At 62.5% G+C, this 26,224-nt stretch carries 22 protein-coding genes and 3 pseudogenes; 10 read left to right on the forward strand and 15 right to left on the reverse strand.

Annotated features, from left to right (window positions below; genetic code table 11):
• Window positions 1–22 precede the first annotated feature (22 nt).
• Together AC1DVW_RS16705 and AC1DVW_RS16710 are read left to right on the forward strand one after the other, a co-directional pair.
• Window positions 23–514, forward strand: a pseudogene (locus AC1DVW_RS16705) (MaoC family dehydratase); the annotation flags it as partial.
• 3 nt (window positions 515–517) lie between these two features.
• The gene (locus tag AC1DVW_RS16710) at window positions 518–1,399 is read left to right on the forward strand and encodes an HpcH/HpaI aldolase/citrate lyase family protein (protein ID WP_477324423.1); all 882 of its coding nucleotides are present in this window, start codon (window positions 518–520) and stop codon (window positions 1,397–1,399) included.
• Here the strand turns inward: AC1DVW_RS16710 and AC1DVW_RS16715 are convergent.
• Together AC1DVW_RS16715 and AC1DVW_RS16720 are read right to left on the reverse strand one after the other, a co-directional pair.
• A complete protein-coding gene (locus tag AC1DVW_RS16715; protein ID WP_477324425.1) occupies window positions 1,396–3,297 on the reverse strand; it encodes a CASTOR/POLLUX-related putative ion channel in 1,902 nt (633 codons plus the stop codon). The two genes, AC1DVW_RS16710 and AC1DVW_RS16715, sit on opposite strands and share 4 nt — an antisense overlap.
• A gap of 108 nt (window positions 3,298–3,405) precedes the next feature.
• The gene (locus tag AC1DVW_RS16720; protein WP_477324427.1) at window positions 3,406–3,990 is read right to left on the reverse strand and encodes a nitroreductase family protein; all 585 of its coding nucleotides are present in this window, start codon (window positions 3,988–3,990) and stop codon (window positions 3,406–3,408) included.
• A gap of 167 nt (window positions 3,991–4,157) precedes the next feature.
• Between AC1DVW_RS16720 and AC1DVW_RS16725 the strand changes: the two genes are divergently transcribed.
• The gene (locus AC1DVW_RS16725) at window positions 4,158–5,123 is read left to right on the forward strand and encodes a hypothetical protein (RefSeq protein ID WP_477324429.1); all 966 of its coding nucleotides are present in this window, start codon (window positions 4,158–4,160) and stop codon (window positions 5,121–5,123) included.
• A gap of 215 nt (window positions 5,124–5,338) precedes the next feature.
• Window positions 5,339–6,235 (forward strand): ankyrin repeat domain-containing protein, encoded by an 897-nt coding sequence (locus AC1DVW_RS16730; protein WP_477269809.1) that lies wholly within the window; start codon window positions 5,339–5,341, stop codon window positions 6,233–6,235.
• Between the two features lie 84 nt (window positions 6,236–6,319).
• Here the strand turns inward: AC1DVW_RS16730 and AC1DVW_RS16735 are convergent.
• The 5 genes and pseudogenes from AC1DVW_RS16735 to AC1DVW_RS16755 form a co-directional block, all read right to left on the reverse strand.
• Window positions 6,320–7,260 (reverse strand): annotated as a pseudogene (locus AC1DVW_RS16735) (lysophospholipid acyltransferase family protein).
• A gap of 84 nt (window positions 7,261–7,344) precedes the next feature.
• Window positions 7,345–9,321 (reverse strand): threonine--tRNA ligase, encoded by a 1,977-nt coding sequence (gene thrS, locus AC1DVW_RS16740; protein ID WP_477324431.1) that lies wholly within the window; start codon window positions 9,319–9,321, stop codon window positions 7,345–7,347.
• Between the two features lie 156 nt (window positions 9,322–9,477).
• Window positions 9,478–9,612 (reverse strand): annotated as a pseudogene (locus AC1DVW_RS16745) (class D beta-lactamase); the annotation flags it as partial.
• 144 nt (window positions 9,613–9,756) lie between these two features.
• A complete protein-coding gene (yidD, locus tag AC1DVW_RS16750; RefSeq protein WP_477324433.1) occupies window positions 9,757–10,131 on the reverse strand; it encodes a membrane protein insertion efficiency factor YidD in 375 nt (124 codons plus the stop codon).
• 90 nt (window positions 10,132–10,221) lie between these two features.
• A complete protein-coding gene (locus AC1DVW_RS16755; protein ID WP_477247394.1) occupies window positions 10,222–10,386 on the reverse strand; it encodes a hypothetical protein in 165 nt (54 codons plus the stop codon).
• Window positions 10,387–10,478: 92 nt separating this feature from the next.
• On the opposite strand from AC1DVW_RS16755, the gene AC1DVW_RS16760 reads away from it, so the two are divergent.
• Window positions 10,479–11,387, forward strand: a complete 909-nt coding sequence (locus AC1DVW_RS16760) for a LysR substrate-binding domain-containing protein (RefSeq protein ID WP_477324435.1) — start codon at window positions 10,479–10,481, stop codon at window positions 11,385–11,387.
• On the opposite strand, the gene AC1DVW_RS16765 is transcribed toward AC1DVW_RS16760, so the two are convergent.
• Window positions 11,384–11,830 carry an iron-sulfur cluster assembly scaffold protein gene (locus tag AC1DVW_RS16765; protein ID WP_477324437.1) on the reverse strand — a complete coding sequence of 149 codons (447 nt, stop codon included), beginning with the start codon at window positions 11,828–11,830 and terminating at the stop codon, window positions 11,384–11,386. The genes AC1DVW_RS16760 and AC1DVW_RS16765 overlap by 4 nt on opposite strands.
• 243 nt (window positions 11,831–12,073) lie before the next feature.
• Here AC1DVW_RS16765 and folE point away from each other — a divergent pair, with 243 nt between their 5' ends.
• The 3 genes from folE to AC1DVW_RS16780 all read left to right on the forward strand — a co-directional run bounded on the left by folE (window position 12,074) and on the right by AC1DVW_RS16780 (window position 14,378).
• A complete protein-coding gene (gene folE, locus AC1DVW_RS16770) occupies window positions 12,074–12,700 on the forward strand; it encodes a GTP cyclohydrolase I FolE (protein WP_455861560.1) in 627 nt (208 codons plus the stop codon).
• Between the two features lie 163 nt (window positions 12,701–12,863).
• The gene (hisI, locus tag AC1DVW_RS16775) at window positions 12,864–13,322 is read left to right on the forward strand and encodes a phosphoribosyl-AMP cyclohydrolase (protein WP_477324439.1); all 459 of its coding nucleotides are present in this window, start codon (window positions 12,864–12,866) and stop codon (window positions 13,320–13,322) included.
• Between the two features lie 84 nt (window positions 13,323–13,406).
• A complete protein-coding gene (locus tag AC1DVW_RS16780; RefSeq protein WP_477324441.1) occupies window positions 13,407–14,378 on the forward strand; it encodes a patatin family protein in 972 nt (323 codons plus the stop codon).
• Between the two features lie 19 nt (window positions 14,379–14,397).
• On the opposite strand, the gene recJ is transcribed toward AC1DVW_RS16780, so the two are convergent.
• The 7 genes from recJ to AC1DVW_RS16815 form a co-directional block, all read right to left on the reverse strand.
• Window positions 14,398–16,182 (reverse strand): single-stranded-DNA-specific exonuclease RecJ, encoded by a 1,785-nt coding sequence (gene recJ, locus AC1DVW_RS16785; RefSeq protein WP_477324443.1) that lies wholly within the window; start codon window positions 16,180–16,182, stop codon window positions 14,398–14,400.
• Between the two features lie 146 nt (window positions 16,183–16,328).
• Window positions 16,329–16,553: a DUF6434 domain-containing protein gene (locus tag AC1DVW_RS16790; RefSeq protein ID WP_477324445.1), complete on the reverse strand. Its 225-nt coding sequence runs from the start codon at window positions 16,551–16,553 to the stop codon at window positions 16,329–16,331.
• Window positions 16,554–16,726: 173 nt separating this feature from the next.
• Window positions 16,727–18,007, reverse strand: coding sequence for a family 8 glycosyl hydrolase (locus AC1DVW_RS16795; protein WP_477324447.1), 1,281 nt, complete (start codon window positions 18,005–18,007; stop codon window positions 16,727–16,729).
• A gap of 254 nt (window positions 18,008–18,261) precedes the next feature.
• Window positions 18,262–19,245 carry a class II fructose-bisphosphatase gene (glpX, locus tag AC1DVW_RS16800; RefSeq protein ID WP_477324449.1) on the reverse strand — a complete coding sequence of 328 codons (984 nt, stop codon included), beginning with the start codon at window positions 19,243–19,245 and terminating at the stop codon, window positions 18,262–18,264.
• Window positions 19,246–19,389: 144 nt separating this feature from the next.
• A complete protein-coding gene (locus AC1DVW_RS16805; RefSeq protein ID WP_477324451.1) occupies window positions 19,390–20,703 on the reverse strand; it encodes a homoserine dehydrogenase in 1,314 nt (437 codons plus the stop codon).
• 47 nt (window positions 20,704–20,750) lie between these two features.
• The gene (locus AC1DVW_RS16810; protein WP_477324453.1) at window positions 20,751–21,968 is read right to left on the reverse strand and encodes an LL-diaminopimelate aminotransferase; all 1,218 of its coding nucleotides are present in this window, start codon (window positions 21,966–21,968) and stop codon (window positions 20,751–20,753) included.
• Between the two features lie 54 nt (window positions 21,969–22,022).
• Window positions 22,023–22,466: a hypothetical protein gene (locus AC1DVW_RS16815; protein WP_477324455.1), complete on the reverse strand. Its 444-nt coding sequence runs from the start codon at window positions 22,464–22,466 to the stop codon at window positions 22,023–22,025.
• A 67-nt stretch (window positions 22,467–22,533) separates the two neighbouring features.
• Here AC1DVW_RS16815 and phaC point away from each other — a divergent pair, with 67 nt between their 5' ends.
• Both phaC and AC1DVW_RS16825 read left to right on the forward strand, forming a co-directional pair.
• Entirely contained in the window at window positions 22,534–24,369 is a 1,836-nt protein-coding gene (gene phaC, locus AC1DVW_RS16820) for a class I poly(R)-hydroxyalkanoic acid synthase (protein WP_477324457.1), read from the forward strand.
• A gap of 326 nt (window positions 24,370–24,695) precedes the next feature.
• Window positions 24,696–25,841 carry a YcbK family protein gene (locus AC1DVW_RS16825; RefSeq protein ID WP_477324459.1) on the forward strand — a complete coding sequence of 382 codons (1,146 nt, stop codon included), beginning with the start codon at window positions 24,696–24,698 and terminating at the stop codon, window positions 25,839–25,841.
• The last annotated feature ends 383 nt before the right edge of the window (window positions 25,842–26,224 follow it).

Consider the following 26,224-nt stretch of genomic DNA (forward strand, 5'->3'; position numbering starts at 1 on the left):
ACCGGCTTGATGGACTGGCAGCCAACGCCTATCAAGCAAGCCGAAGCGGAGGAGATCGATCATGGCCGGGCTTTATCTCGAGGAGTTCGTCGTCGGCCATGTCTTCCAGCACACGCTGCGCAAGACCGTCACCGAAAGCGACAACATGCTGTTTTCGGTGATGACGCTGAACCCGCAGCCGCTGCACATCGATTTCGACTTCGCCGCCAAGAGCGAATGGGGCAAGCCCTTGGTCAATTCGCTGTTCACACTGGGCCTGATGATCGGCATTTCGGTCAACGACATCACCGTCGGCACCACCGTCGCCAATCTCGGCATGAAGGAGACGGTGTTTCCGCACCCGGTCTTCCACGGCGACACCATTCGCGTCGAGACCACGGTGATCTCGGTGCGCGAATCGAAGTCGAAGCCGGACCGCGGCATCGTCGAGTTCGAGCATCGCGCCTACAATCAGAACGATGTGCTCGTCGCCAAATGCACCAGGCAGGCGATGATGATGAAGAAGGCAATCTAGTCCATGCGCTCGCTGCTCTTTGTTCCCGGCGATTCCGAAAGGAAGCTGGAAAAGGGTTTTGCCGCCGGCGCCGACGTGGTCATCGTCGACCTTGAGGATTCGGTGGCGCCACAAAACAAGTCCCTGGCGCGAGACATCGCGGCAAGGGTCATCGCCGAGCAACGGCTACGCACGAAGTCCGCGATCTATGTCAGGGTCAATGATCTCTCGACCGGGTTGACCGACGACGATCTCGCCGCACTGCTAGCGGCCAAACCCGACGGCATCATGCTGCCGAAGTCGAACGGCGGCCAGGATGTACAGCATCTCTCGGCAAAGCTCCGGGTGTATGAAGCCGAAAACGGCCTACCGGACGGCGCGATAAGGATCCTGCCGATCATCACCGAGACCGCTGCCGGCGTGCTGGCGGCCGCGAGCTACGCCCAGGTCAGCGCGCGGCTTGTCGGCGTCACCTGGGGCGCGGAAGATCTGTCGGCGGCGCTCGGCGCCCGCACGGCGCGTGACGAACGCGGCCGCTACACCGACGTCTTTCGGCTTGCTCGCACCATGACCGTCCTAGCCGCCGGTGCTGCCGAGGTGGCGGCGATCGACACCGTCTTTCCGAACTTTCGCGACATGGTCGCCTTCGAGGCGGAATGCACTGAAGCCGAACGCGACGGCTTCACCGGCAAGATGGCGATCCACCCGGCGCAAGTGCCTGTCATCAACGCCGCCTTCACGCCCTCAGCCGAAGCGGTGCAACACTCGCTGGCGATCGTCGCGGCGTTCGAAGCGGCGGGAAACCCCGGCGTGGTCGGCATCGACGGCAAGATGGTCGACCGTCCGCATCTGCGGCTGGCCGAACGGCTTCTGGCACGAGCCAGAGCAGCCGGGGTTTTCGCTTAGTCTCGCGCCAGCACGATGATCCGGTCCTCCGGCACATAGGCCAACGCTTCCGACTTCAGCGGGTTGACGGTGACGCCGCCCAGCGCCCGCTGGTCGACCTCGCCGGCGCGGATTCGCCGGTAGCCTATGGCGATCTCGCCGCGCAAGCGCGCCGATTCGGCAATCGCCCAGAAGGTCAAAGGCTGGTCGATGGCGACATAGTCGGCAACGGGGCGCATGTAGATTTCGGAGCCCTTCTCGTCGAGCAGGTCATCGAAGATCGCGGCGAGGTACTGGTTCTCCGACGCCTGCGCCAGCATCAGGCTGACCAGCCTGTTGCTGACGACGAAATCATCGGCCTTGGTCACCGCGGCAAGCTCCCGGTTGCGCACGTCGATCATCTCGCTGACGATGCTGATATGCTGGCCGGCATCGTCTGCGATCTTGCGCAGATGCAGCAGCGTCACCAGCGTGCGCGTATCGGCCGGCTGCGCTGCCATGGTTTCGCTGTAGCCGAGCACCAGCACATGGTCGTAGGAGGGCACGTCCAGGCTTGCCAGGGCTGTGCTGCTCGACGTGTCGGTGATGCGGCAGGAAACCGCCAGATTGTCGCCGACGACGGGCAGTCCGGCAACTTCCTGCTCGATGCCGGGCGCATCGGCGGCGATCGTCAGGATCGAGCCAGGCGCAACATAGCGCGACAGTTCATAGGTGATGATCGGACCGCGCCGGTTCCAGCCGAGGATCAGCGTGCGCTCCGGCTTCGCCTCGATGGGCCGCGGGCCAAGGATCGCCGCCGTGTTGGTCTCGATCCTGGCGCTTCCCAGTTTTATCGCGGCATCGTCCTCGGCGATGATGATGGCGCGCATGTCCTTGCCGATCACCAGGTCCGACGGCGGGTTGAGGTTGACGCGCCCCTTTTGGTCGCAAAGCCCGATCAGTGCGCAGTGCTCATACGCCATCACCGCTTCGCCAAAAGTTTTGCCGACAAGGTCCGGCTGCTCGGTCGTGTAGATTTCACAGCCGTCGAAATCGAGCAGCTCCGAATAGACGCCGCTGAGACCCGACTGCCGGCTGGAATGCACGACGATGCGCGAGATCAGCTGGTCGGCCAGAACGAGCTGCACCTCGGCTCCGCCGACGACGCGGGCAACCTCGGCGTTCTTGCCATCGCGGATCTCGGCGGCGATGTTGTAGGGGACGGTGCGCCGATCCGGATCGTTGACCAGCGCCAGCACCGTCTTGATGACCTGCGAATCCGGATCATCGCCGTTCGGTGACAGCACGATGATCGACCGCGAGCTCTGCGGATTGACGATGGCCAGGTCGTAGAGATCGGTCGGGTCGCCGCTACGGCAGATGATGCGCGTATTGCCCAGTTTGCCAACCTTGGCCGCAATCTCGTCCTCCATCTCGACCTTGTCCATATTGGCCATGACGACGATGCGCGGACGCCGGCGGCTGGCATTGGCAATGACGAGTTCGGAGATGACGTCGAAGATCGACGGCGACCAATTGAGGATGATGGTGTGATCGGTTTCCAGCACCCGCGAACGGCCCTTGCGCAATTCATCGAGCTTGCTGTCGACGCCGGCGCTAAGCACGCCGATGAGAGCCGACACAACGAAGATGCCGGCAAGCGTGACCAACAGCATGACCAGACGGAAGGCCCAGCCGGTGTCGCCGCCCATCGTACCGGAATCGAGCGTGCGCATCAGCGATTCCCAGAACGCTTCGACAAAGTTCAGCGGCTCGCCGCCTTCCGGCGCGATGCGGGTCACGGCGAGGAAAGCCGCGGCGGCGATGATGATCAGCAGGGAAAGGACAGCAAGCCAGCCGATCAGCGCGATCGGACCGGCGGCCATGCTCTTGTCGAACCCGTAGCGCAGCCGGGTTCCCAGCGAGTCTCGTTTCTTCATGTCGTCGGTGCCCCGCACTTTTCCCCAAGGTCGATGCGCCTACCTCAACGCATCGCCGAAGCCGCTCTCTTAGCCTGTGTTCAAATAAAGAGGAATCGCTTTCGCGTGTCAGCCCGCCCAAGGCCCTGCGTAATCGGCATAGAGCTTTGCCGGATCGGGTCGTGGACGCTCCGGCGCCGGCCCCTGATAGGAGCCGATATGAACGAAGCCGACGACGCGCTCATGTGGCGCCAGCCCCAGGATCGCCCTGCCCTCGGCCACGTCGGAATACCAGTTGCTGATCATGTTGGTGCCGTAGCCCAGCGCATTGGCCGATATCATCAGGTTCATCGCCGCCATGCCGCCCGACAGGAACATTTCCCATTGCGGGATTTTCGGGTTCTCTTTCGGCACCGACACCACGCCGATCACCAGCGGCGCGCGTGAAAAGCGCGCCAGTTCCTGGTTGCGGCGGTTCTCGGGCAGCGGTCCTTCGCGCTGTTCGGCAAGGGCGGCAAGCTTCTTGCCGATCTCGATGCGCGCCTCGCCCCGATAGAGGACGAAGCGCCAGGGCTCGAGCCGGCCGTGATCGGGCACGCGCGTGGCAGCGGCGATCATCGTTGCGATATCCGCGTCACTGGGCGCCGGCTCCTTCAGATCCGGGATCGGCGCGGAAGTGCGGGTCAGCAGAAAGTCGATGATCGGCGACGCCATGGGCGCTAGTCTCCTAAAAACACTCAATTTTGGGCTGAAGCACGCCATTGGAACATCGGGCGGCTCGGGCATTGGCGTGGGTAGCGCCGGACGAAAGAGCCTCTAGCAGAAGCGGATCAGACTCTTAAGCCTTGAAATTGCCACCGCCTTGGGCTTCAACGCAAGGCATGTTTGAGGGGACATTGCGTCTTTTCCTGATTTGGCTCGGCGCCGCACTGTTCCTGGTGCCGGCCTCGCTCGCCGTCGCGCAGAACGCCGACGGTGTTAGCGACCTGAAACTTCCCGGCATTTCGAGCTATGCAACCCCGAAAAGCGAAACGCCGCTGGCTTCGGCCGGCAGCGGCGCGATCACGCTGTCGGCGCAACTGACCGACAAGGGCGCCGACATCACGCGCGGCATCGTCTGGCGTGTCTTCAAGCCTGAATCTGCCAGCGACGGCAAGCTGCCGATGGTTGCCTCCGCCCATGGCGGCACCGCCGTGTTCCAGCTCGAGCCCGGCAGCTATCTCGTCCACGCCTCGTACGGCCGGGCCGGCGCCACCAAGCGCATCACCGTCGGCAAGGAAGCCAAGCGCGAGAGCCTGGTGCTCGATGCCGGCGGCCTCAAGCTCGACGCCGTGCTGTCGGGCGGGGTGCGTATACCGCCGAAAAAACTGCGCTTCTCCATCTATGAAGGTCGCACCGAAGCCAATGGCGACCACGCGCTGATCATCCCCGATGTCGAGCCGAACAGCGTCGTGCGGCTCAATGCCGGTACCTACCACGTCGTCTCGAACTATGGCTCGGTGAATGCGGTGATCCGCTCCGACATCCGCGTCGAGGCCGGCAAGCTGACCGAAGCGACCGTCGAGCATCATGCGGCCGAGATGACGATGAAGCTGGTACGAGAGACCGGTGGCGAAGCGATCGCCGACACATCGTGGTCTTTGCTCAACGAATCCGGCGATCCGATCCAGGAAACCGTCGGTGCCTTCGCCTCGATGGTACTGGCCGAGGGCGACTACACCATCATCGCCAAGAATCGCGACCGCATCTACCAGAAGGATTTCACGGTCGTGGCCGGGCAGAACCAGGAAATCGAGGTTCTGGCGACCGACGCCTCTGCGATCGATCCCGAGGAAGGTGCCGACTAGGTAGTGGACTCACAAACGCGAAGCCGGATGGCCGCGAGCTTGACGAAAGCAAGGAAGTTAGCGGCCTAAAAACGGACGTCCGGCGCAACAAGTCTCTCGACCCGGATCAATGGTTGTTGGGCACCGGCTGGAGTGGCTCCGATCAGGCATTCGTGGTACGTTTTACTATCTCAAAACCGTGGCGCGTACCGCGGCTTGCCCTTGGGAGATGCCAAATGCGCATGCCCTTGCTCTTCATTTCACTGCTGCTTGTACACTTCCCGTTTGTATCGCATGCCGCCGCAATTCACGACGCCGCCGTGAAGGGAGATGTCGCGGCGATTACGGCTGCGCTCGACGCCGGTGCCGGCGTTAATGAGAGCGACAGGCAAGGGACACCACTCTATCTTGCGGTCAGAGGCGGGCATCTTGCGGCGGCAAAACTGCTCATCGAACGCGGTGCCGACGTCAATGCCGCCACGACGCCGGCTTTGGGTCCTGCCCTCATGCCGGCCTTGGCAAAAAGCAACATCGAATTGATCAAGCTGCTGCTGGACGGCGGCGCAAATCCTAATGCGCAGCGCGGCCGCGAGGCCGCCCTCCACATCGCAGTCAGATCCGGTTGCCTCGATTGCGTGAAGGCACTGGTCAAGGCCGGCGCCGACGTGAATGCGAAGACAAAGGACGGCAAGACACCGCTCCACATGGCAAAATTCACGAGGCAACGCGAAGTTGCCGACTATCTCTTGTCGCACGGCGTCGTCATGCCAACGCCAGCCCCTATCTTGATGAAGCTGGCTTCTGCCGATGTCGAGAAAGGCCGAACCTACTTCACACATGTGTGCCACGGTTGCCACAATGCCGAGCCACAGGGAGGGATCAAAACGGGACCGAACTTGTGGGGCGTCGTCGGCCGCGACAAGGCATCCATGCCAAATATGCGTTACTCCGACACCTTGCTGGGCTTGGAGGGTGTATGGACATACGAGGACCTGAACAAATATCTGCTTGAGCCCATGCTAACCACGCCGGGCGTTTACATGGAGGTGCCTGGCGTCCCGGACGAGACCGAACGGGTCAACCTGATCGCCTACTTGCGTACACTCAGCGACAAACCGCTCCCGCTGCCCTAGCAGCTATTGAGCAAAGGGGCGAGATTGGTCGAAACGTTGATCGACTGATCGTCGTTTACGAGTACACGCCCTAGTTAGCGCTTCTCAAGCTGCCTTGCGCAGGCGTCGGGGCAGGAAGTGGACGCGGCTCTGCGCCACAGCCGGTGCCAGATCGAAGACGCCGCGATGCAGACGGTCGAGCAACGTCTTGCGGTCGCGCAACGGCTCCAGTTCGCTCCAGCACAGCACATCGCCGATGCGCACGTCGATCGGCTTGCCGGACAGCCGCGCGAACTCATGGATGAGGAGCGAAATGCGCAGCGTCAGCGAGGCCTTGCCGACGAATTTCGCCACCCTTCCGTCGCGCTCGGCCAGGTTCATCGGGCCGCTCACCAGGTGGAACAGCCTGCCGTTCTGCCCGGAAAAAAAATGCATCGGGATGGCCGACGCCTTGGCGTCCTGGACGAGGCGGGCCGGAAACATCTTCCACGGCAGGTCGCGCGCCCGGCCAAACCCCTTTGGTGCCGTGGCGACCCCGCCGGCCGGAAACACCACGATGGTGACCCCCTCCTTCAGCAGCCGCACCGCCTCATGGCGCACCGCCATGTTGTTCTTCAGCGCGTCCTTGGTCTCGGAAAAGTCGATCGGCAGCGAATAGGGCTCCATTTCGCGGATCTTGAGCAGATCCTTGTGGATCATCACCCGGAACGGCCGCCCCAGTTGCTCGGCCAGCGACAGTACGGCAATGCCGTCGCCGATGCCGAACGGATGGTTGGCGACGATCACCAGCGGCGTGTCGGGCAGGTTTGCCGGCGGCCATTGATCGGCGGTGCGTATCCGGACGTCGATCAACTCCAGCATCCGGCTGAACACGGCCTCGCCGGTCGGAACCACCTGGCGGCGCCAGAAATCGTAGAGCGCCGCGAAGCGATCGCGGCCCGACAGGCCTTCGATCGAATGAATGACCCAGCGCGTCAGCGCCGGCTGGCGCGGATTGGCATAGGACAGCTCGGGAAATGGTTTTCGCGCAATTTCAGCTTGAGCATCATGGCTCGTTACAAGGTTGGCGTGACAGGCATATGAAAATGGCGGTGGATCGCTCCACCGCCATTTCGCCGAAAATCAAAGACTTATGCCGCGCGCTTGCGCCTGCGATCCGGCGTCAGCGCCTCTTCGGTAAGCATCGCCACCGCCTGGCCGAGGCCCAGCGATTCCTGGTCGCGCGATCCGAGGCGACGGATGTTGACCGTCTGCTCCTCCGCCTCGCGCTTGCCGCAGACGAGGATGACCGTAACCTTGGCCAATGAGTGCTCACGCACCTTATAATTGATCTTCTCGTTGCGCAGATCGGCTTCGGCCAGCAGCCCGGCCGCCTTCAATTGCGCGACGACCTTCAACGCATAGTCGTCGGCGTCGGAGGTGATCGTCGCCACCACCACCTGCAGCGGCGCGAACCACAACGGGAAATGGCCGGAATAGTTCTCGATCAGGATGCCGAGAAAGCGCTCCATCGAGCCGCAGATGGCGCGATGCACCATCACCGGCTGCTTCTTCTCCGAATCCGAGCCGATGTAGAAGGCGCCAAAGCGTTCCGGCAGGTTGAAGTCGACCTGCGTGGTGCCGCACTGCCATTCGCGGCCGATGGCGTCCTTCAGCACATATTCGAATTTCGGCCCGTAGAAGGCGCCCTCGCCCGGATTGATCGAGGTCTTGATGCGATTGCCCGACCGCGAACGGATCGTCTCCAGCACACTGCCCATGATCGCCTCGGCATGGTCCCACGCCTCGTCGGTGCCGACGCGCTTGTCCGGCCGTGTCGACAGCTTGACGCTGATCTCATCGAAACCGAAATCGGCATAGGTCGACAGGATCAGATCGTTGATGCGCAGGCATTCCGACGCCAGCTGCTCCTCGGTGCAGAAGATATGCGCATCGTCCTGCGTGAAGCCGCGCACGCGCATCAGCCCATGCAGCGCGCCCGAAGGTTCATAGCGATGGACATTACCAAATTCCGCAAGCTTTACGGGCAGATCGCGGTAGGATTTCAACCCATGCTTGAATATCTGCACGTGGCCGGGGCAGTTCATCGGCTTCAGTGCAAAGACCCGGTCGTCGTCGGTATCGTCGCCGGCAACCGTTACCTTGAACATGGCGTCGCGATACCAGCCCCAGTGGCCTGACGTCTCCCACAGGCTCTTGTCGAGCACCTGCGGCGCGTTGACCTCCTGATAGCCTTGCTCGTCGAGGCGGCGACGCATGTAGTTGACCAAGTTCTGGAACATCTTCCAGCCCTTGGCGTGCCAGAAGACGACGCCAGGCCCCTCTTCCTGGAAATGGAACAGGTCCATCTCGCGGCCGAGCTTGCGATGGTCGCGCTTCTCGGCCTCCTCCAACATCGTCTGGTAGGCATCGAGCTGCGCCTGGTCGGCCCAGGCGGTGCCGTAGATGCGCGTCAGCATCGGGTTGTTGGAATCGCCACGCCAATAGGCGCCGGCCACCTTCATCAGCTTGAAGGCGTTACCGATCTGCCCGGTCGAGGCCATGTGGGGGCCGCGGCAGAGATCGAACCAGTCGCCCTGCGCGTAAATCTTGAGGTCCTGGTCCTCGGGAATGGCGTCGATCAGTTCCAGCTTGTAGCGCTCACCCTTGTCGGCAAACACTTTTTTCGCCTGCTCGCGCGACCAGACCTGCTTGGTGAACGGCTTGTTGCGCGCGATGATCTCGCGCATCTTCTTCTCGATCACCGGAAAATCGTCGGGCGTGAACGGCTCGTTGCGGGCGAAGTCGTAGTAGAAGCCGTTCTCGATCACCGGCCCGATGGTCACCTGCGTTCCCGGCCATAACTCCTGCACGGCCTCGGCCAGCACGTGTGCTGCGTCATGGCGGATCAGCTCCAGCGCGCGCGGGTCCTCGCGGGTGACGATCTCGACCTTGCCGGACTTGCCAAGCGGGTCCGAGAGATCGCGCACCCCGCCATCGATACTGTAGGCGACGGCCTTCTTGGCCAGCGACTTCGAGATCGATTCGGCGAGGCCAGCACCGGTCATCGCCGCGTCGTAGTCGCGCACGGAGCCATCGGGAAATGTCAGGGAAACGGAATTCAGCATAGATATCTCCTATCCAGTCCCGCAAACGAGCGCGGGTGGTTAAAATGCCGAATGCATCCGGCAGCGGCAGCCTTTTAGGGGCAGATTCTGCCGCCGTAAAGCCAGCTCTTGACCCTTAGCTATTCATTTGATGAGTTGCGGCAGGTCTTTCAGGAACGCCGCATCCAGGATCAGCGTGCATTCGACATCCCTGAGCGGGGCGGATTGGGCGCGCATTGGAAACCCCAGCAGCCACGCCAGCAGGAACAGGACCACGGCGAAAATGAAGGGAAGACGGTCGACCTGACGCATGTGGCAATTGCTCCTGAGGGGTGTCAGGAGGGCTTAGCGACGTCTCTTGTCTCGATTTTGTCTCAAATGCGCAGTCTTCGTGCAGGCTGGCGTTAACCCTACCAGATCGTAAATCGGCAGGCTGGCGCAGCCTTGACCTGCAGATCAGCCTCGCGCCTCGCCGCGCTTCTTTCCGATCTGCCAGTACCGCCACGGCGTGAACCAGTGATAGTGATCGGCCAGCGCCTCGGGGACGCGGTCGATGCCGTGCGTGCCGAACGGCCCGCAGCGCAGCACGCGGAAAAGCCCCATCCAGCCGCCGGCCCACAGCCCGTGGCGGGCAATTGCCTCATGCGCATATTCCGAACAGGTCGGCAGATGCCGGCAGGAATTGCCGACAAAACCCGACAGCGTCAGCTGGTAAAGCCGGACAAACGACGTGCCGAGGATGCGGCCGGGAGTCTTGCGCCAGGGGCCAGGCCAGTTGCGCCCACGGTGCAGTGGCCTGGTCTCATGCGCATGCCGATCTTGGTCGCGCACCGCAGTCTCCGCATCGCGTTTCTCCGTGGATAGATGTGGACTTCGGCCGCAGAACGCAATCCCTTTCCACTCACCGCTTTGTTGGCCGTCTCAGGGTCTTGAGCGGCGAAAAGGATACCGGTCCTCCGAAGGCGACCAGCGAGCCGGGCTGGCCGGTCTTTCCTCGCGGCGCGTGGCGTGCTGCGGCCTCTCGCCATACCACTGAAACGTTGCGATCCGCATGACATCGCCAAAAATTTCCAGGAACTGGATCATGGTCGTGTCTCCTTTGACGCCGATTAGACCGCCACTGGCCTTCGCCTTCAAACGAGTATAATTTCGAGCTTGGATAACTTGAGATTATGCGAGTGAAGCGCGGCCGCCTTCCGCTGACAGCGTTGAGAAGCTTCGAAGCCGCCGGGCGGCAGCTGAGTTTCAGCCGCGCTGCGGAAGAGCTTTTCGTTTCGCAAGCGGCAATCAGTCGTCAAATCAGGGAGCTGGAGGCCCTGATCGGCAAGCCGCTGTTCGAGCGGCTTCATCGCAAAGTTGAATTGACCGAAACAGGGCAAACCCTGCTCAGTCAGTTGACCACAAGCTTCGACGATATCGACCGTCGACTATCGCAGATTGTCAGCAAGCCTGCACAGAGCCCGTTGCGGGTCAGTGTCGAGCCATCCTTTGCAGGCGAGTTCCTGATACAGCGTCTCAATTCGTTCCGGGAAAACTATCCTCAGATCGACATTTCGGTCGATGCAGATTCTCGACTGGTAGAGTTTCGCGGCAACGAAGCAGAGATCGCAATTCGCTACGGAGCCAGTGCCCGCTCCTGGCCACGCACGCAAGCGAGACATCTCGTTGACGTGCGGGTGACGCCGGTCTTGTCATCAGGATTGCTGGCATCGGGCGCTCCGCTGACATCGCCGGCCGACCTGCGGCACTATACCCTGCTGCATGACTACAACCGCGATGGCTGGGCGAGATGGTTTCAGGCGATGAACCTGCCAGATCTCGCACAGCAGAGAGGGCCGTTGTTTACCGATGCGGCGCTTGCCATGCAGGCGGCGAAGCTCGGGCATGGCGTCGCCTTGGGCGATCGCATATTGAACGGCGCAGACCTCCGGGCCGGTCTCCTCGTGCGTCCTTTCAAGATGGAAGTGCCATTTGGCGCGTACTGGCTGGTTGCGCCTGACTTCCAGCATCTCAGCTGGGCAGCAAAAGTCTTTTCAGATTGGCTTGTCGAAGAACTGAAGGCCGGCCCGGAGACAAGCGAATCCTAAGCAGCCTCTTCAGCACGCTTCTTCTCGATCTGGCCGATCGCGTCGACCACGGCGTCGAAGGTCAGCATGGTCGAGGCATGGCGCGCCTTGTAGTCGCGCACCGGCTCCAGATATTTCAGGTCGGCGAAGCGGCCTTCCGGCGGTGCGCCATTTTCCTTCAGCATCTTCAGCATCGTCTCGCGCACAGCGCGCAATTCGTCGGCACTGGCGCCAACGACATGTTGCGCCATGATCGAGGATGACGCCTGGCCAAGCGCACAGGCCTTCACATCATGGGCGAAATCGGTGACGACGCCATCATCCATCTTCAGATCGATCGTCACGGTCGAGCCGCACAGTTTGGAATGCGCCTTTGCCGTCGCGTCCGGATGATCGAGCCGTCCGATGCGCGCGATGTTTCCGGCAAAACCCAGAATTTTCGCATTGTAGACGTCGTCAATCATAATTTTCCAATCCGTCGCCGCCCAGCGAACAGCGATTGCCGCTGACGTGGCTTTCATTCGCTCGGCACGACCATATATAATGGTGGCAGCCGGGCATCGACAAGACAATCACAAGCCCTTGTCTTTGCTCAATTCAGTTCACGCCGCTTGCGGGCTGGAAACCGGGCGGGTTTCCAACACCCGAAAGGTCGTGGTCCGTTCAACTCGTTCCTCCTGAGAGAGGAACTACGGGAGACGCCTTTAATGGATGCCGTCATCAAGAAGATTATGCCCCCCTCCGACTATCTGGAGAAGCCGGTCACCGACAGGCCGAGCGAGGCCGAGGTCGAGGCAGCCGTGCGCGTGCTGCTGCGCTGGACCGGCGACAATCCGGAGCGCGAGGGCCTGATCGACACGCCGAAGCGCGTCACCAAGGCATTCCTCGAAATGTTCAACGGCTACGACATGTGCCCCGCCGAGGAGCTCGGCCGCACCTTCGAGGAAGTCGCCGGCTATGACGATCTGGTGATCGTCAAGGACATCAAGTTCCACTCCCACTGCGAGCACCACATGGTGCCGATCATCGGCAAGGCGCATGTCGGCTACCTGCCCGACGGCAAGGTGGTCGGCCTGTCTAAGATCGCGCGCGTCGTCGACATCTTTGCCCATCGCCTGCAGACCCAGGAAGCGATGACGGCGCAGATCGCCGGCGTCATCCAGGACGTGCTCAATCCGCGCGGCGTCGCCGTCATGATCGAGGCTGAGCATATGTGCATGGCCATGCGCGGGATCCGCAAGCAGGGTTCCACCACGCTGACCTCGACCTTCACCGGCGTCTTCAAGGACACGCCCGAGGAGCAGGTCCGCTTCGTCACCATGGTGCGCGGCTGACCGTCTGCCGACACCTGCCAAAGGCGTAGGCTTAGTCGAAAATGGTGGTTTCCGTGGTCCGGTACTGAGCGTATTTGAGTACGTGAGCACCGGACCGCAGGATGCAGCCATTTTGCGGGCCTGGCCTCCCCCTGAATATCTTTGGATCGTACAAGGACCGGTAATGTCGGCACTGCAATTTCCCGAAGCTCCGGCAGACAAGAAAGCGCTGGAGGAAGGCGTCGTCCTTTCGCCGCGCTTCGATGCCGCCGGTCTCGTCACCGTGGTCGTCACCGATGCCGAGGACGGCATGCTGCTGATGGTGGCGCACATGAATGCGGAAGCGTTGGCGCTGACGGTGGAAACAGGCATTGCCCACTACTGGTCGCGCTCGCGAAACGTGCTGTGGAAGAAGGGCGAAACCTCGGGCAATTTCCAAAAAGTTGTCGAGATGCGCACCGATTGCGACCAGGACGCCCTATGGCTTCGCGTTAAAGTGTTGGGCCACGACGCAACCTGTCATACCGGCCGTCGTTCATGCTTCTATCGGACGGTGGGGCTGATCGACGGCAAGGGGACGCTTGCCGACGACGGCAGCAAACCGCTGTTCGATGCGGAAAAGACGTATCGGAAGCCTTTGTGAACCATTCGACAGTCTGGGATCACCCATGTTCACTATTCTAAAACGTCCTTCCACTACAAAGGACCTGGGACAAGGGAGATTGTGATGCTCGAGTGGGCGTCATTGCGCAACAGACCAGACGTTCGGGAAGCCAACGGCCTCTCTTCGTCAGGCGGCGCGTCCGAGGCAAAACCTGCGAAGAAAACCGGGATTTCGCTGGCCCTGGGCGGCGGCTGCGCCCGCGGCTGGGCCCATATCGGCGTGCTGCGCGCGCTCGACGAAGCCGGCATCGAAGTGTCGATGATCGCCGGCACCTCGATCGGCGCGCTGGTCGGCGGCTGCTACCTCGCCGGGAAGCTCGACGAGCTGGAAGAATTCGCCAGGAGCCTGACCAAGCGCCGCATCTTTGGCCTTCTCGATCTCAATTTGCGCGGCAACGGCCTGTTCGGCGGCATGAAGCTCGACGCGCGGCTGCGCGAACATGTGGCCGGCATTCGCTTCGAAGACCTGTCAAAACCGTTCGTCTGCGTTGCCTCCGAAATCCGCACCGGCCATGAGATCTGGCTGTCCAACGGCTCGCTGATCACTGCCATGCGCGCTTCCTATGCGCTGCCCGGCGTGTTCGAGCCGGTGACCTGCAACGGTCGCGTGCTGGTCGACGGCGCGCTGGTCAATCCGGTGCCGGTCTCGGTCTGTCGCGCTCACGAACAGCCGCTCGTTGTCGCCGTCAACCTTCACTACGATCTGTTCGGTCGCGCCGCTGTCATCAAGCACAGCGCCGGCGAACTGGTTATCGAAAGGGATGCGCCAAGACCCGGCCAGGCCGACGCCGAGCGTCAGTCGCGTGAAGCACGGCTCGGCATCACCGGCGTCATGGTCGAAGCCTTCAACATCATCCAGGACCGCATTTCGCGCGCGCGCCTGGCTGGCGATCCCCCTGATATGTCGCTGCAGCCGAAGCTCAGCCATATCGGCCTTACTGAATTCCACCGCGCCGAAGAAGCGATCAGCATCGGCTATCAGGCAACTATGGCGCAGGTCGGCGAACTGACCCGGTTGCAGACAGTTCTGGCCTGACCAATCGCGGGGGCGATACTCAGGCAGTTGCCGCGTCGGTGATGCGAAACTGCACCGTGCGGTTGCCGTTCCAGTAATTGCCCGACAGCGACCCGGCGACGTGAACCGTCTTGCCCCTGTTCTTGAACAGGAATTCGCCGAGTGCCGTCTCGACGGCGCGAAAGGCGATCGCCTGGATGCGGCCGCCGCTTTCCGATTGCAGCTCGACGCGGATGTGATTGGTGCCGACCGGCCGCGCGTCGGCCAGCCGATGACGCGGCAGCGCGAACACCGGCGCGACGTGGCCGGCGCCGAACGGACCTGCCTTTTCCAGCGCATCGAGCAGGCCGAGCGTTGCGCCTTCGGCGGCGAGCGCGCCGTCGATCGCCAGGCTTTCCTCGCCCTGCAGCCGGAACACATCGGCCGCCGCGCGCTCCTCGAAGAAGGCTCGCAACTCTCCGAGCTTCGCCCGCTCGACGGTGATGCCGGCCGCCATGGCATGGCCGCCGCCTTTGACGATCAGCCCCGCATCGGCCGCCTCGCGCACCAATCGGCCTAGGTCAAAGCCGGACACCGAACGCCCTGATCCGGTGCCGATGCCATTGGGGTTGAAGGCGATGGCGAAGGCAGGCCGGCGGGCATGGTCCTTGAGCCGCGAGGCAAGCAGGCCGACGATGCCCGGGTGCCAGGTGGTGCTGGCGGTGACGACTATGGCCGGGCCATTGCCGCCGGCAAGCTCGGCATCGGCCTCGGCGCGCGCCTGGGCCAGCATCTCCAGCTCCATCTGCTGGCGCTCCTGATTGAGTCGGTCGAGCGTCTCGGCAATGGTGCGGGCCTCGACCGGATCGTCGGTGGCCAGCAACCGGCTGCCGAGTGCGGCGTCGCCGATGCGCCCGCCGGCGTTGATGCGCGGCCCGATCAGATAGGCGAGATGAAACGTGCTGATCGGCTCGCCGATGCGCGACACCCGCGCCAGTGCCGCCAGACCTTCGTTCTTCTGCTGGCGCGCCATCTGCAGCCCCTTGACCACGAAGGCGCGGTTGACCCCGGTCAGCGGCACCACGTCGCAAACGGTGGCCAGCGCCGCCAGATCGAGCAGCGAAAGCAGGTCCGGCGGCGCTGCATCCGGCAAGCGGCTGCGCAGAACCTTGGCCGTCTGCACCAGAGTGAGGAAGACGACGCCGGCGGCGCAAAGATGGCCCTGGCCTGAAAGGTCGTCCTGGCGATTGGGATTGACGACGGCGACCGCTTCCGGCAGCGGGCGGCCGACCTGGTGATGGTCGAGCACCACGACATCGGCGCCGGCCACTTTTGCCGCATCGATGGAAACGGCGCTGTTGGTGCCGCAGTCGACGGTGACGATCAGCGTTGCGCCGCGCGAGACGAGCTCGCGCATGGCTTCCGGATTGGGACCGTAGCCTTCGAAAATCCGGTCCGGAATGTAGATTTCCGACGGCACCGAGAAATGGTTGAGAAACCGCTTCAGCAGCGCCGACGAGGCCGCGCCGTCGACATCGTAGTCGCCGAAGATCGCCACCTTTTCCCTGGTAACAATTGCCTGGGCGATACGGGCGGCGGCCTTGTCCATATCGGTCAGCGAGGCCGGATCCGGCAAGAGATCGCGGATCGTCGGATCGAGGAAGCGCTCCGTCTCGGCAGCGGTCACCCCGCGCCCGGCAAGCACGCGCGCGACGATGTCGGGCACGCCATGGCCTTGCGCGATGGCCAGTGCTGCCATGTCCTGCCGTTCGGTCAACCGGTGTTCCCAGGAAACACCTGTCGCCGACTGCCTCACATTGAGGAAGAGGCGTTTTTCGCCGGTCATGCGATCTGCCAGCCCGTGTGTGGCCGCACGATAGTGCATGTCGCCCAAAAGCGTGCAGCGGTTTTGCGGACAACGACATGCATCCTGAGGCAGGCAAAGCCAAGCGGTTCGCGGTGATGCGCCTTCCCGGAAGATTTCAAGAAAAACTACGCTTTCCGCTTTTCAGCTTCGCGCCGCAACCATTCGTCGGCTGCGTCGCCCATCGTCTTTTCCGCGCCATCCCTAAGCCAGGCCATGAAAGGTCGATCGAATTTGAACGCACCGCCGCACTCCTTGATGAAAAAGCGCCGCACGTTCTGGGTGTTGCGATAGGACTTTGTGATGGCGGTCGCGCGCGAAATCGGAGCCGCATGCCAGTCGAACGGTTTCATCGTCAAATCCTTGCGACCGCAACATCGGATGCAACCACAGGGCTAACAACTGTGATGCCGGTCCGCAAGCACCCCACTCGACACCCCACGGGCGCTCTGGATCCCGATGTGCCGCGCATCGACCTAAGTTTCCTCTGAAATGCGGTTACTTCCCGCGCGGCAGTGAGCGTGGCCTAGGGCGTCGCCCAGTGTCCGGTCATCGCGACCATGCCTAGCAGCTTGAGGGTATTCCCAAAATAATCCTCATCAGCAAGTCTTGTGGACGCCGCATCGGCCCAAACAGCGTCGAGCCAGGACTGGCTGGCCGGATCGAGCATGGCAGCGACGCCGAGCATCGGTACGTAGGCCATGGAATTGGTGCCATGCCTTGGATAGGTGGTGCCATCAAGTCGGTAGGTGTCGGCGAAAGCACGCGGGTCGCCCCGAGCAATCGACTGGGCCCAGCCTGTGAGCGGTGCCAGAGCCATCTTGGCCCTGGGTTCGCCATAGAGCAGGTAGTCCAATGCGATGCGCCATGGATACCGGCCCGAGTTCCAGGAGTAGTCGCCGTCATTCTCCCCCTCCAGAAACTGTGATGGTGCCGGCGCCGGATCATTAGGCATGCCCACTATGAAATCAGGCATCAACCCAGTGTGAGAACTGTGTTGGGAGCCAACACGGCTGATCGTGGCATAGACGCGGTCGCGGATGGCCAGCCAGCGCGGATCATTGGTGGCGTCAGCAAATGCCTTGAAATGGGACACCATGAAATCGGATGCACGGGTCGTTGCCGAATAGGCGCCGCCGTCACCGGTCTTTGCCCAATCGCCGATCAACAAGACGTCACCGGAAACTTCCTTGTCGAGAATGGCAGCGAGAACCTTAAGCGCCTCGGCTCGATAGTTGAATGCACCAGCACTACCCCATGCCTTGTCGGCCAACAGCAGTGAATAGCCGATATCGAGATCGCCATCGGTGGCGGAGTTCTCCCCCTGCACCGTTGTGGCATTGGAACAACCAGTCACCTGGTTCCAGGCCATCAGGCCGGGATCAGACGCCGCGGGATGATCATGAAAATATCGCAGCATGCCGTCGAAAATGACCTGGGCTTCCGGGTCCGTTTTGGCCATCATCACCGTCAGCAGCATGCCGTAACCATGAGCCTCCGAGACGGTTATCGTTGCCGCCTCCGCGCCACCCCCAACAGCTTTGCCGTCAGCATCAACCTTGACGAAGTACCGACCTTCCCCACAGGCCTGCACCACATAAAGGCTCTTCCACTCCGCGTAGAATTCCAGCAGAGCTTGCTCGCGGTCCGCCGCAGTGGGGAAAATCACGCCTTCCGTGTACGGAGCCGACAGGGCTGGAACGGGCGCCATCAAGGTCAGGGCCAACGCAAGGCATTGCGAGATGCTTCTGGCTGCCATTTTTGCTCTTGAGACCCACATTGGACTGGTTGACATCGCCGCGACCATGGACTGCTCCTCTGCCGTGGGGTGCTGGTGACCTGCGGTCTGGCCGCAGTCAGACTTGTGTCATCTCGATCCAGGCTGCCGGGTCGGGTCGGACCCGGCGCGGTCCGTTCAAATCCTCGGCACCGTCACTCAACCGAATGCCGAAATCGCTTCAACGAGGCCGGCTATGCCCAACCTGAGTTTCATCCCGCTCCAGCGAGAAAGATGAGCGTTCGAAAGGCTTTGATCCACAATCACCCAAGCCAGTAACAGACCTAAAACTTTTCCAGATCCTGGTGCCGCGCCTTGATCTCGCGCACGGTGCGCGATGACGAGCGCAGCACGATGGTGTGGGTGGTGATGGTATCGCGGCCGAACCTGACGCCGTTGAGCAGATTGCCGTCGGTGACCCCGGTCGCCGCAAACAGCACGTCGCCGCGCGCCATGTCTTGGGCCCGGTAGACCCGCTTCGGATCGGTGATGCCCATCTTTGCCGCGCGCGCCAGCTTCTCCGGCGTGTCGAGGATCAGGCGGCCCTGCATCTGGCCGCCGGTGCAGCGCAAGGCTGCTGCCGCCAGCACGCCTTCCGGTGCGCCGCCAGTGCCGAGATAGATATCGATGCCGGTCTCCTCGGGATCGGTGGTGTGGATGACGCCGGCGACATCGCCGTCGCCGATCAGCCGGATCGCTGCACCCGTCGCCCGCACCGCTTCGATCAGCCTGCCGTGGCGCGGCCGGTCGAGGATGCAGGCGGTGATCTCAGAGACCGCAACGCCCTTGGCTTTGGCCAGGTTGGCGATGTTCTCAGTCGGCGAGGCGTCGATGTCGATGACGCCATCGGCATAGCCCGGACCGATGGCGATCTTTTCCATATAGACGTCGGGCGCAAACAGCAGGCTGCCCTTCTCGGCAATGGCGATGACGGCCAGCGCATTGGGCAGGTTCTTGGCGCAGATCGTCGTGCCCTCGAGCGGATCGAGCGCGATATCGACAGCCGGACCGATGCCGCTGCCGACCTCTTCGCCGATATAGAGCATCGGCGCTTCGTCGCGCTCGCCCTCGCCGATTACCACCGTGCCCTTGATGGCGAGCCGGTTGAGCTCCTGGCGCATGGCATCGACGGCGGCCTGGTCGGCGGCCTTTTCGTCGCCGCGTCCACGCAATCTGGCGGCCGCGACCGCGGCGCGTTCGGTGACCCGCACCAGTTCCATGGTGAGGATCCGGTCAAGACCGGCGACAATGTTCTGGGCCACATTCATCGGGGGAAGATCCTGGTTGGCACACCGCCTCCCGCCAGAGGCGCGCTTCTTGTGTCAAAGCTCCATGACAACAGCAAGACTTGCGCAAGGCGTTTTTTGAAAGCGCTGCAATATCAATCGATTAAAAGGGAGAGATGACTGGTTTTACCCGGCCCGCTCGATGCGGATGACCTGCGGCTTGTCGGTCAAATGACCGTCCTTGGTGATGCCGTCGACAGCCTTGCGCACCGCAGCTTCCGTGGTCTCATGGGTGACCAGGATCACCGTCTTTTGCGCATCCGTCTCGCCGTTGACGGCGTGCTGAACGATCGATTCCAGCGAAATGTCGTTGTCGGCCATGCGCTTGGCGATCGCGGCAAAAACGCCGATGCGGTCATGCACGGTCAGCCGGATGAAATAGCCTCCGGCATGGCTGCGCATCTGCGCCTTTTTGTATGGGCGCAATTCCTTGGCCGGCAGGCCGAACACCGGACCGTGCTGAAAGCCCGGACGGCTCTTGGCAATGTCGGCGATGTCGCCGACCACCGCCGACGCGGTGGCGTTGCCGCCAGCGCCGGGACCCGAGAGCAGCAGTTCGCCCAGAATGTCGGTTTCGATGGCGACAGCATTGGTGACGCCATGCACCTGCGCAATGACAGACGCTGTCGGCACCATGGTCGGGTGCACGCGCTGTTCGATGCCGCTTTCGGTGCGCTGGGCGACGCCCAACAACTTGATCCGGTAGCCGAGATCGGCAGCCGCTCGAATATCGGCCTGGCTGATGTTGGAGATGCCTTCCATGTAGATGTCATTGGCGGCGATCCTGGTGCCGAAGGCCAGGCTGGTCAGGATCGACAGCTTGTGCGCGGTGTCGTGGCCCTCGATGTCGAAGGTCGGATCGGCTTCCGCATAGCCCAGCCGCTGTGCGTCCTTCAGGCAGGCGTCGAACGAGATGCCTTCAGCCTCCATGCGGGTCAGGATGTAGTTGCAGGTGCCGTTGAGGATGCCGAACACGCGGGTGACCGAATTGCCGGCCATCGCCTCGCGCATCGTCTTGATAACCGGGATGCCGCCGGCAACCGCCGCTTCGTAGTTGAGCAGCACGCCTTTCTTTTCGGCGATCTCGGCCAGTGCCACGCCATGCTTGGCAAGCAGCGCCTTGTTGGCGGTGACGACGTGGCGGCCGGCTTCGAGCGCTGCCTTGACCGCCGATCGCGCCGGCCCCTCGTCGCCGCCGATCAGTTCGACGAAGACGTCGATGTCGGCGGTCTGCGCCATCTTCACCGGATCGTCGAACCACTTGGCCGTGCTGAGATCGACGCCACGGTCGCGCTTGGGATCGCGGGCCGAAACGGCGGTTACAATGACGTCGCGTCCGCACTGGCGCGTCAACTCCGCCGCCTTGTCGCGCAGCACGCGCGCCACCGAGGCGCCAACGGTGCCGAGACCGGCAATTCCAACACGCAACGCTTCAGCCATGTCCGGCGACGCCCCTCAAGAATTCTGTCGATGTGATATCAGCCAACTCAACGATGCGCGGCGAGCGGCACCACATTGTTGGGCTGCTTGGCGCTGGACGCCAGGAAGCGCTTGATGTTGCGCGCCGCCTGCCGGATCCGGTGCTCGTTCTCGACCAGAGCGATGCGCACATGGTCGTCGCCATGCTCGCCAAAACCGACGCCTGGCGCTACCGCCACGTCGGCGTGCTCGATGAGCAGCTTGGAGAATTCCAGTGAGCCGAGATGCTTGAACGGCTCCGGGATCGGCGCCCAGGCAAACATCGACGCCGCCGGCGCTGGAATGGTCCAGCCGGCGCGGCCGAAAGCATCGACCATCACGTCGCGGCGCTTGTGATAGATGTCGCGCACCTCGGCGATATCGGCGCCATCGCCATTGAGCGCGTGCGCAGCCGCCACCTGGATCGGCGTGAAGGCGCCATAGTCGAGATAGGATTTGACCCGCGTCAGCGCCGAGATCAGCCGCTCATTGCCGACGGCAAAGCCCATACGCCAGCCGGGCATGGAAAAAGTCTTCGACATCGAGGTGAACTCGACCGCGACATCGATCGCGCCCGGCACCTGCAGCACCGAGGGCGGCGGATTGCCGTCGAAGTAGATTTCCGAATAGGCAAGGTCCGACAGGATGATGATGTCGTTCTTCTTGGCGAAGGCGACAACGTCCTTGTAGAAATCGAGCGAGGCGACCAGCGCCGTCGGGTTCGACGGATAGTTGAGGATCAGCGCCAAAGGCTTGGGGATCGAATGGCGAACGCCGCGTTCCAGCGCCGGGATGAAGCCGTCATCCGGTTCGACCTGCAGCGAGCGGATGACGCCCCCCGACATGATGAAGCCGAAGGCGTGGATCGGATAGGTCGGGTTGGGGCACAGGATCACGTCGCCCGGCGCGGTGATCGCCTGCGCCATGTTGGCAAAGCCTTCCTTCGAACCCAGCGTCGCCACAACTTGCGTGTCGGGATTGAGCTTCACGCCGAAGCGGCGGGCATAGTAATTGGCCTGGGCGCGACGCAGCCCCGGAATGCCGCGCGACGACGAATAGCGGTGCGTGCGTGGATCGCGAATCACCTCGCACAATTTGTCGACGATGGCTTTTGGCGTCGGCAGGTCCGGATTGCCCATGCCAAGGTCGATGATGTCGGCGCCGCGCGAGCGGGCGCTGGCCTTCAGCCGGTTGACCTGCTCGAAGACGTAGGGCGGAAGCCGGCGGACCTTGTGAAATTCTTCCATGTCAGTTCCAGACGATTAACGGGGCGAAAGGTGGTTTCGGCGCGCGATATAACCCTATTTGCAGGTAGGGTCGAGGGCGGGGTCGCATTTGGCTTCGATCTGCTTCAGCGTTTCGTCGCCGTGATTCTTCGCCAGCGAGTTCAGCGCCGCCGGGCTCGTGCCCTGGACCTTGCCGCCCTTGCCCAATTGCGCCTGCTGGCTGGCCTTCAGTTGGGCGAGCTTGGCGTTGCGCTCTTCAGGGGTGAGTTGCTGCGCCGCCACCTGCGGCGGGATGTTCAAATTCGGATAGGAGCCGGTGTCCTTCGGGCCGTCAACGCCGGCGACCGTTGTCGCGCTGCCTGTGTCGCTGCTGGCGCAGCCACCGGCGACCAGCAAGGCTCCACCTGTGGTCACCAGCATCATCGCGGCAGCGATGCGGCAAAAACAACCGGTCCGCGAAAAAACAGTCTCGCCAATATTAATCGTCATATTGTTTTCCTGGCAGCCGGGGTAGAGCATGTTGGACCCGGTCAGATGTCCCATGTTAATATGTCAAGAAAACGCCCCGGGAGGAACCCCGCGAACCATGTCCAAAACACCCGATTCGGGCAAAGCGGAAGATGGCGGACCCTCGACCGTCGAGCAATATCTGGTGAAGGACCCGGAACGCTTCGCCCTGAACATGGCGCGCATGATCGAACAGGCGGGAAAAGCGGCCTCCGCCTGGGCCGAGCCGCGCGAAAAAGGTGAGGTGCGCGACCACGTCGCCGAGCCCGTCGTCGACATGGTCAAAACCTTCTCCAAGCTCAGCGAATACTGGCTTGCCGATCCGCAGCGCGCGCTGGAAGCGCAGACGCGGCTTTTCGGCGGCTACATGACCGTCTGGGGAAACGCAATCCAGCGCGTCAGCCCGAATGCCGAAGCGCCGGACGATGCGGTCAAGCCCGAACGCGGCGACAAGCGCTTCCAGGACCCGGAATGGGGCCGCAACGCTTTCTTCGATTTCCTCAAGCAGGCCTATCTCGTCACCTCGCGCTGGGCGGCCGAACTGGTCGAGCACGCAGAAGGCCTCGACGAGCACACCCGCCACAAGGCCAGCTTCTACGTCAAGCAGGTGTCCAACGCCATCTCGCCGTCGAACTTCATCCTGACCAATCCGGAGCTGTTTCGCGAAACGGTCGCCTCGAACGGCGAAAACCTGGTGCGCGGCATGAAGATGCTGGCCGAGGACATCGCCGCCGGCAAGGGTGACCTCAAGCTGCGGCAGGCCGACTACTCGCCCTTCGAGATCGGCAAGAACGTCGCGACGTCGCCCGGCAAGGTGGTCGGCCGCAGCGATGTCGCCGAGATCATCCAGTATGATCCGACGACCGAAACCGTGCTCAAGCGTCCGCTGCTGATCTGCCCGCCGTGGATCAACAAATACTACATCCTCGATCTCAACCCGCAGAAATCCTTCATCCGCTGGGCAATCGAGCAGGGCCACACCGTCTTCGTCATTTCCTGGATCAATCCCGACGAGCGCCACGGCGCCAAAGGCTGGGAGGCCTATATTCGCGAGGGCCTGCAATACGGCCTCGACATGGTCGAAAAGGCCACCGGCGAGAAGGACGTGAACGCCATCGGCTACTGTGTCGGCGGCACGCTTTTGGCGGCCGCACTCGCACTGCTGGCGCAGGAGGGAGACAACCGCATCAAGTCGGCGACCTTCTTCACCACGCAGGTCGACTTCACCCATGCCGGCGACCTGAAAGTGTTCGTCGACGAGGACCAGGTGGCGGCTGTCGAGAAATCGATGAACGAAAAGGGTTATCTCGACGGCACCAAGATGGCGACCGCCTTCAACATGCTGCGCTCGGGCGACCTGATCTGGCCCTATGTCATCAACAATTACATGCGCGGCAAGGATCCCCTGCCCTTCGACCTGCTTTACTGGAACGCCGACTCCACCCGCATGGCAGCGGCCAACCATTCCTTCTATCTGCGCAACTGCTATCTCGAGAACAATCTGACGCGCGGCGTGATGGAACTGGCAGGCCGTGTTGTCTCGCTCGCCGACGTAACCATCCCGGTTTACAACCTGGCGTCGAAGGAAGATCACATCGCACCGGCGCTTTCGGTGTTCCTCGGTTCGCAATATTTCGGCGGCGACGTCGAATATGTGATGGCCGGCTCAGGCCATATTGCCGGTGTCGTCAACCCGCCGGCGGCCAAGAAGTACCAGTACTGGACCGGCGGCAAACCGGTAGGCGATTTTGCCCAGTGGTTTGCCAACGCGGTGGAGCATCCCGGCTCCTGGTGGACCCACTGGCAGCATTGGATCGAGACCCAGGACGACACACGCGTGCCTGCCCGCAAACCCGGCAAGCATATGAAAACCTTGGGCGATGCGCCGGGAACCTACGTCAAGGTGCGTGTGTAACGGACTGTAATGTCTGGTGAGTTGACGGGCCGGTAAAAGAGGGCGAAATGGTGGCGTCAACCATCAAGCGGCCTCAATTCGCCTCTAGCCACCGATTAAGTTGAAGGCATGCAGATTTGACACAGGTCTCGTTTCCGGTTTGGGAACATGGGTTATTGGGACGAGGCGCCTAGACGCCGGGCCAACAACCTACCGGCCGGACACCGAGGGGGAATTTTGTTTTGAAATCAGCAGGATCGCGTCTCGCGAAGAGAGAAGGCCGCACCATAGCGGTAGCGCTTTTCTCCGTGCTCCTGGCCTCCTGCACCTCTGCCGGCGACCCCACAATGTCTGTCGGCATGCCCGCCTACAACGCCACCTCGGCTGATATGAAAGCGGCCTCCACCGCGGCGCCGGCAATAGCAACTGATTCGTCCGTGCAGGTGACGTCAGCCTCGTCGGAGGCGGCATCGACCGTGATGAGCGAGGGAGACACTCCTTTGCCTGAAAAGGTCGCCTATGTGCCGGTGACCAAGCCTGGAGCGGCCTTCCCCATCAACGTGCCTGCCGGTGCCGACACCATCGCCGGCCAAACGCCGCAGTCGCTGGTGCAGCCGGCGCAGACCGCCGAAGAGACCGACGCGGTGGCGCAGAAGATCGCTGCCGCCAATGCCAGCGCCATTGCGCCAAAGTCGGACGCCAACACCGCCCCGGCGATGAACAACCCTGTCTATGTAACCGCTGGCGAGCCGCCACAGGCGCAGATCAATGCGCCGAAGAAAGGCTTCCTCGCCTCGCTGTTCAGCACCACGCCTGCCTCGGCCGCGCCCTCGCCGCTGGTCAACACGCGCTCCGGCGAGCAGCCCGCTGTGGTTGCTCAAGCCAATGCGGCACCGGCAAAGCCGATCATCACGCTGGCCTCCGCCAGTTCGGCCGACAAGCCGGTGCAACTGGCTTCGATCGGTGACGAGACCGGCCACATCACCGGTAGCGATGCCTTGCCCGGCGTGCGCCAGACGGCTTTGTTCGAGATCAAGCGCAAATCCGGCCTCGACGACGAGAGCGACGTCGACCTGAACGAGGATGAAGGCTCGGGCGGCGCCTATCAGGTGGCATCCGCCGCCGGCCTCGCGCGGCTGGCGCCCAACGGCCTCCTGAAGCAGAACGAGAGCGTCGACGTCGCTTGCCTGAAGCCATCGCTGGTGCGCGTGCTGAAGACCATCGAAGGCCATTACGGCCGCAAGATGATCGTGACATCAGGCTATCGCGATCCGGCCCGCAACCGCCGCGCCAACGGCGCCAAGAATTCGCTGCACATGTATTGCGCCGCAGCCGACATCCAGGTTCCCGGCGTCTCGAAGTGGGAACTGGCGAGCTATCTGCGCACCATGCCCGGCCGCGGCGGCGTCGGCACCTACTGCCACACCGAATCCGTCCACGTCGATGTCGGCCCCGAGCGCGACTGGAATTGGCGCTGCCGCCGGCGCAGCTAGTAGCGACGGCTAGTTTCCTCGACATAAGCCGAGGCCTCCCCGACTTCGTCATCCTTGGGCGTAGCGACGCGAAGCGGAGCGCAGACCCAGGATCCATGCCGGAACTTCAGCCGGAGAGCGCAACGGAACAGAATTCTGCACCGTTGCAACGCCTCGAAGTCACGGCATGGATTCCGGGGTCTGCGCCGCGTCGCTTCGCTCCTTGCTCCGCCCCAGAATGACGAATGCGAGGGGGCGTTCAGCTGATCTCCAGAGATGTGCGACTACGAGAGGCCAGAAGCCCGTGCCCGGCTCACTGAAGTGCGGTTCTTGCCCCTTTCTGAAAAAAGTTGCCGGATGTTGGGGCTGATGGGTTGCCGGTTGCCAACAACGCAATTATAAGC

It is taken from the genome of Mesorhizobium sp. P3_B5, assembly GCF_056402815.1.

Bases quoted from the DNA above. Each gene is read 5' to 3' on its own strand.
- thrS (WP_477324431.1), bottom strand. From the start codon at position 9,321: ATGCTGAATTCCGTTTCCCTGACATTTCCCGATGGCTCCGTGCGCGAC.
- AC1DVW_RS16810 (WP_477324453.1), bottom strand. From the start codon at position 21,968: ATGGAAGAATTTCACAAGGTCCGCCGGCTTCCGCCCTACGTCTTCGAG.
- AC1DVW_RS16730 (WP_477269809.1), top strand. From the start codon at position 5,339: ATGCGCATGCCCTTGCTCTTCATTTCACTGCTGCTTGTACACTTCCCG.
- hisI (WP_477324439.1), top strand. From the start codon at position 12,864: ATGTCGGCACTGCAATTTCCCGAAGCTCCGGCAGACAAGAAAGCGCTG.
- AC1DVW_RS16795 (WP_477324447.1), bottom strand. From the start codon at position 18,007: ATGGTCGCGGCGATGTCAACCAGTCCAATGTGGGTCTCAAGAGCAAAA.
- AC1DVW_RS16715 (WP_477324425.1), bottom strand. From the start codon at position 3,297: ATGAAGAAACGAGACTCGCTGGGAACCCGGCTGCGCTACGGGTTCGAC.
- AC1DVW_RS16755 (WP_477247394.1), bottom strand. From the start codon at position 10,386: ATGATCCAGTTCCTGGAAATTTTTGGCGATGTCATGCGGATCGCAACG.
- AC1DVW_RS16780 (WP_477324441.1), top strand. From the start codon at position 13,407: ATGCTCGAGTGGGCGTCATTGCGCAACAGACCAGACGTTCGGGAAGCC.
- AC1DVW_RS16765 (WP_477324437.1), bottom strand. From the start codon at position 11,830: ATGATTGACGACGTCTACAATGCGAAAATTCTGGGTTTTGCCGGAAAC.
- folE (WP_455861560.1), top strand. From the start codon at position 12,074: ATGGATGCCGTCATCAAGAAGATTATGCCCCCCTCCGACTATCTGGAG.
- AC1DVW_RS16725 (WP_477324429.1), top strand. From the start codon at position 4,158: ATGTTTGAGGGGACATTGCGTCTTTTCCTGATTTGGCTCGGCGCCGCA.
- recJ (WP_477324443.1), bottom strand. From the start codon at position 16,182: ATGACCGGCGAAAAACGCCTCTTCCTCAATGTGAGGCAGTCGGCGACA.
- AC1DVW_RS16805 (WP_477324451.1), bottom strand. From the start codon at position 20,703: ATGGCTGAAGCGTTGCGTGTTGGAATTGCCGGTCTCGGCACCGTTGGC.
- glpX (WP_477324449.1), bottom strand. From the start codon at position 19,245: ATGAATGTGGCCCAGAACATTGTCGCCGGTCTTGACCGGATCCTCACC.
- AC1DVW_RS16720 (WP_477324427.1), bottom strand. From the start codon at position 3,990: ATGGCGTCGCCGATCATCGACTTTCTGCTGACCCGCACTTCCGCGCCG.
- AC1DVW_RS16710 (WP_477324423.1), top strand. From the start codon at position 518: ATGCGCTCGCTGCTCTTTGTTCCCGGCGATTCCGAAAGGAAGCTGGAA.
- AC1DVW_RS16790 (WP_477324445.1), bottom strand. From the start codon at position 16,553: ATGAAACCGTTCGACTGGCATGCGGCTCCGATTTCGCGCGCGACCGCC.
- phaC (WP_477324457.1), top strand. From the start codon at position 22,534: ATGTCCAAAACACCCGATTCGGGCAAAGCGGAAGATGGCGGACCCTCG.
- AC1DVW_RS16825 (WP_477324459.1), top strand. From the start codon at position 24,696: ATGTCTGTCGGCATGCCCGCCTACAACGCCACCTCGGCTGATATGAAA.
- AC1DVW_RS16815 (WP_477324455.1), bottom strand. From the start codon at position 22,466: ATGCTCTACCCCGGCTGCCAGGAAAACAATATGACGATTAATATTGGC.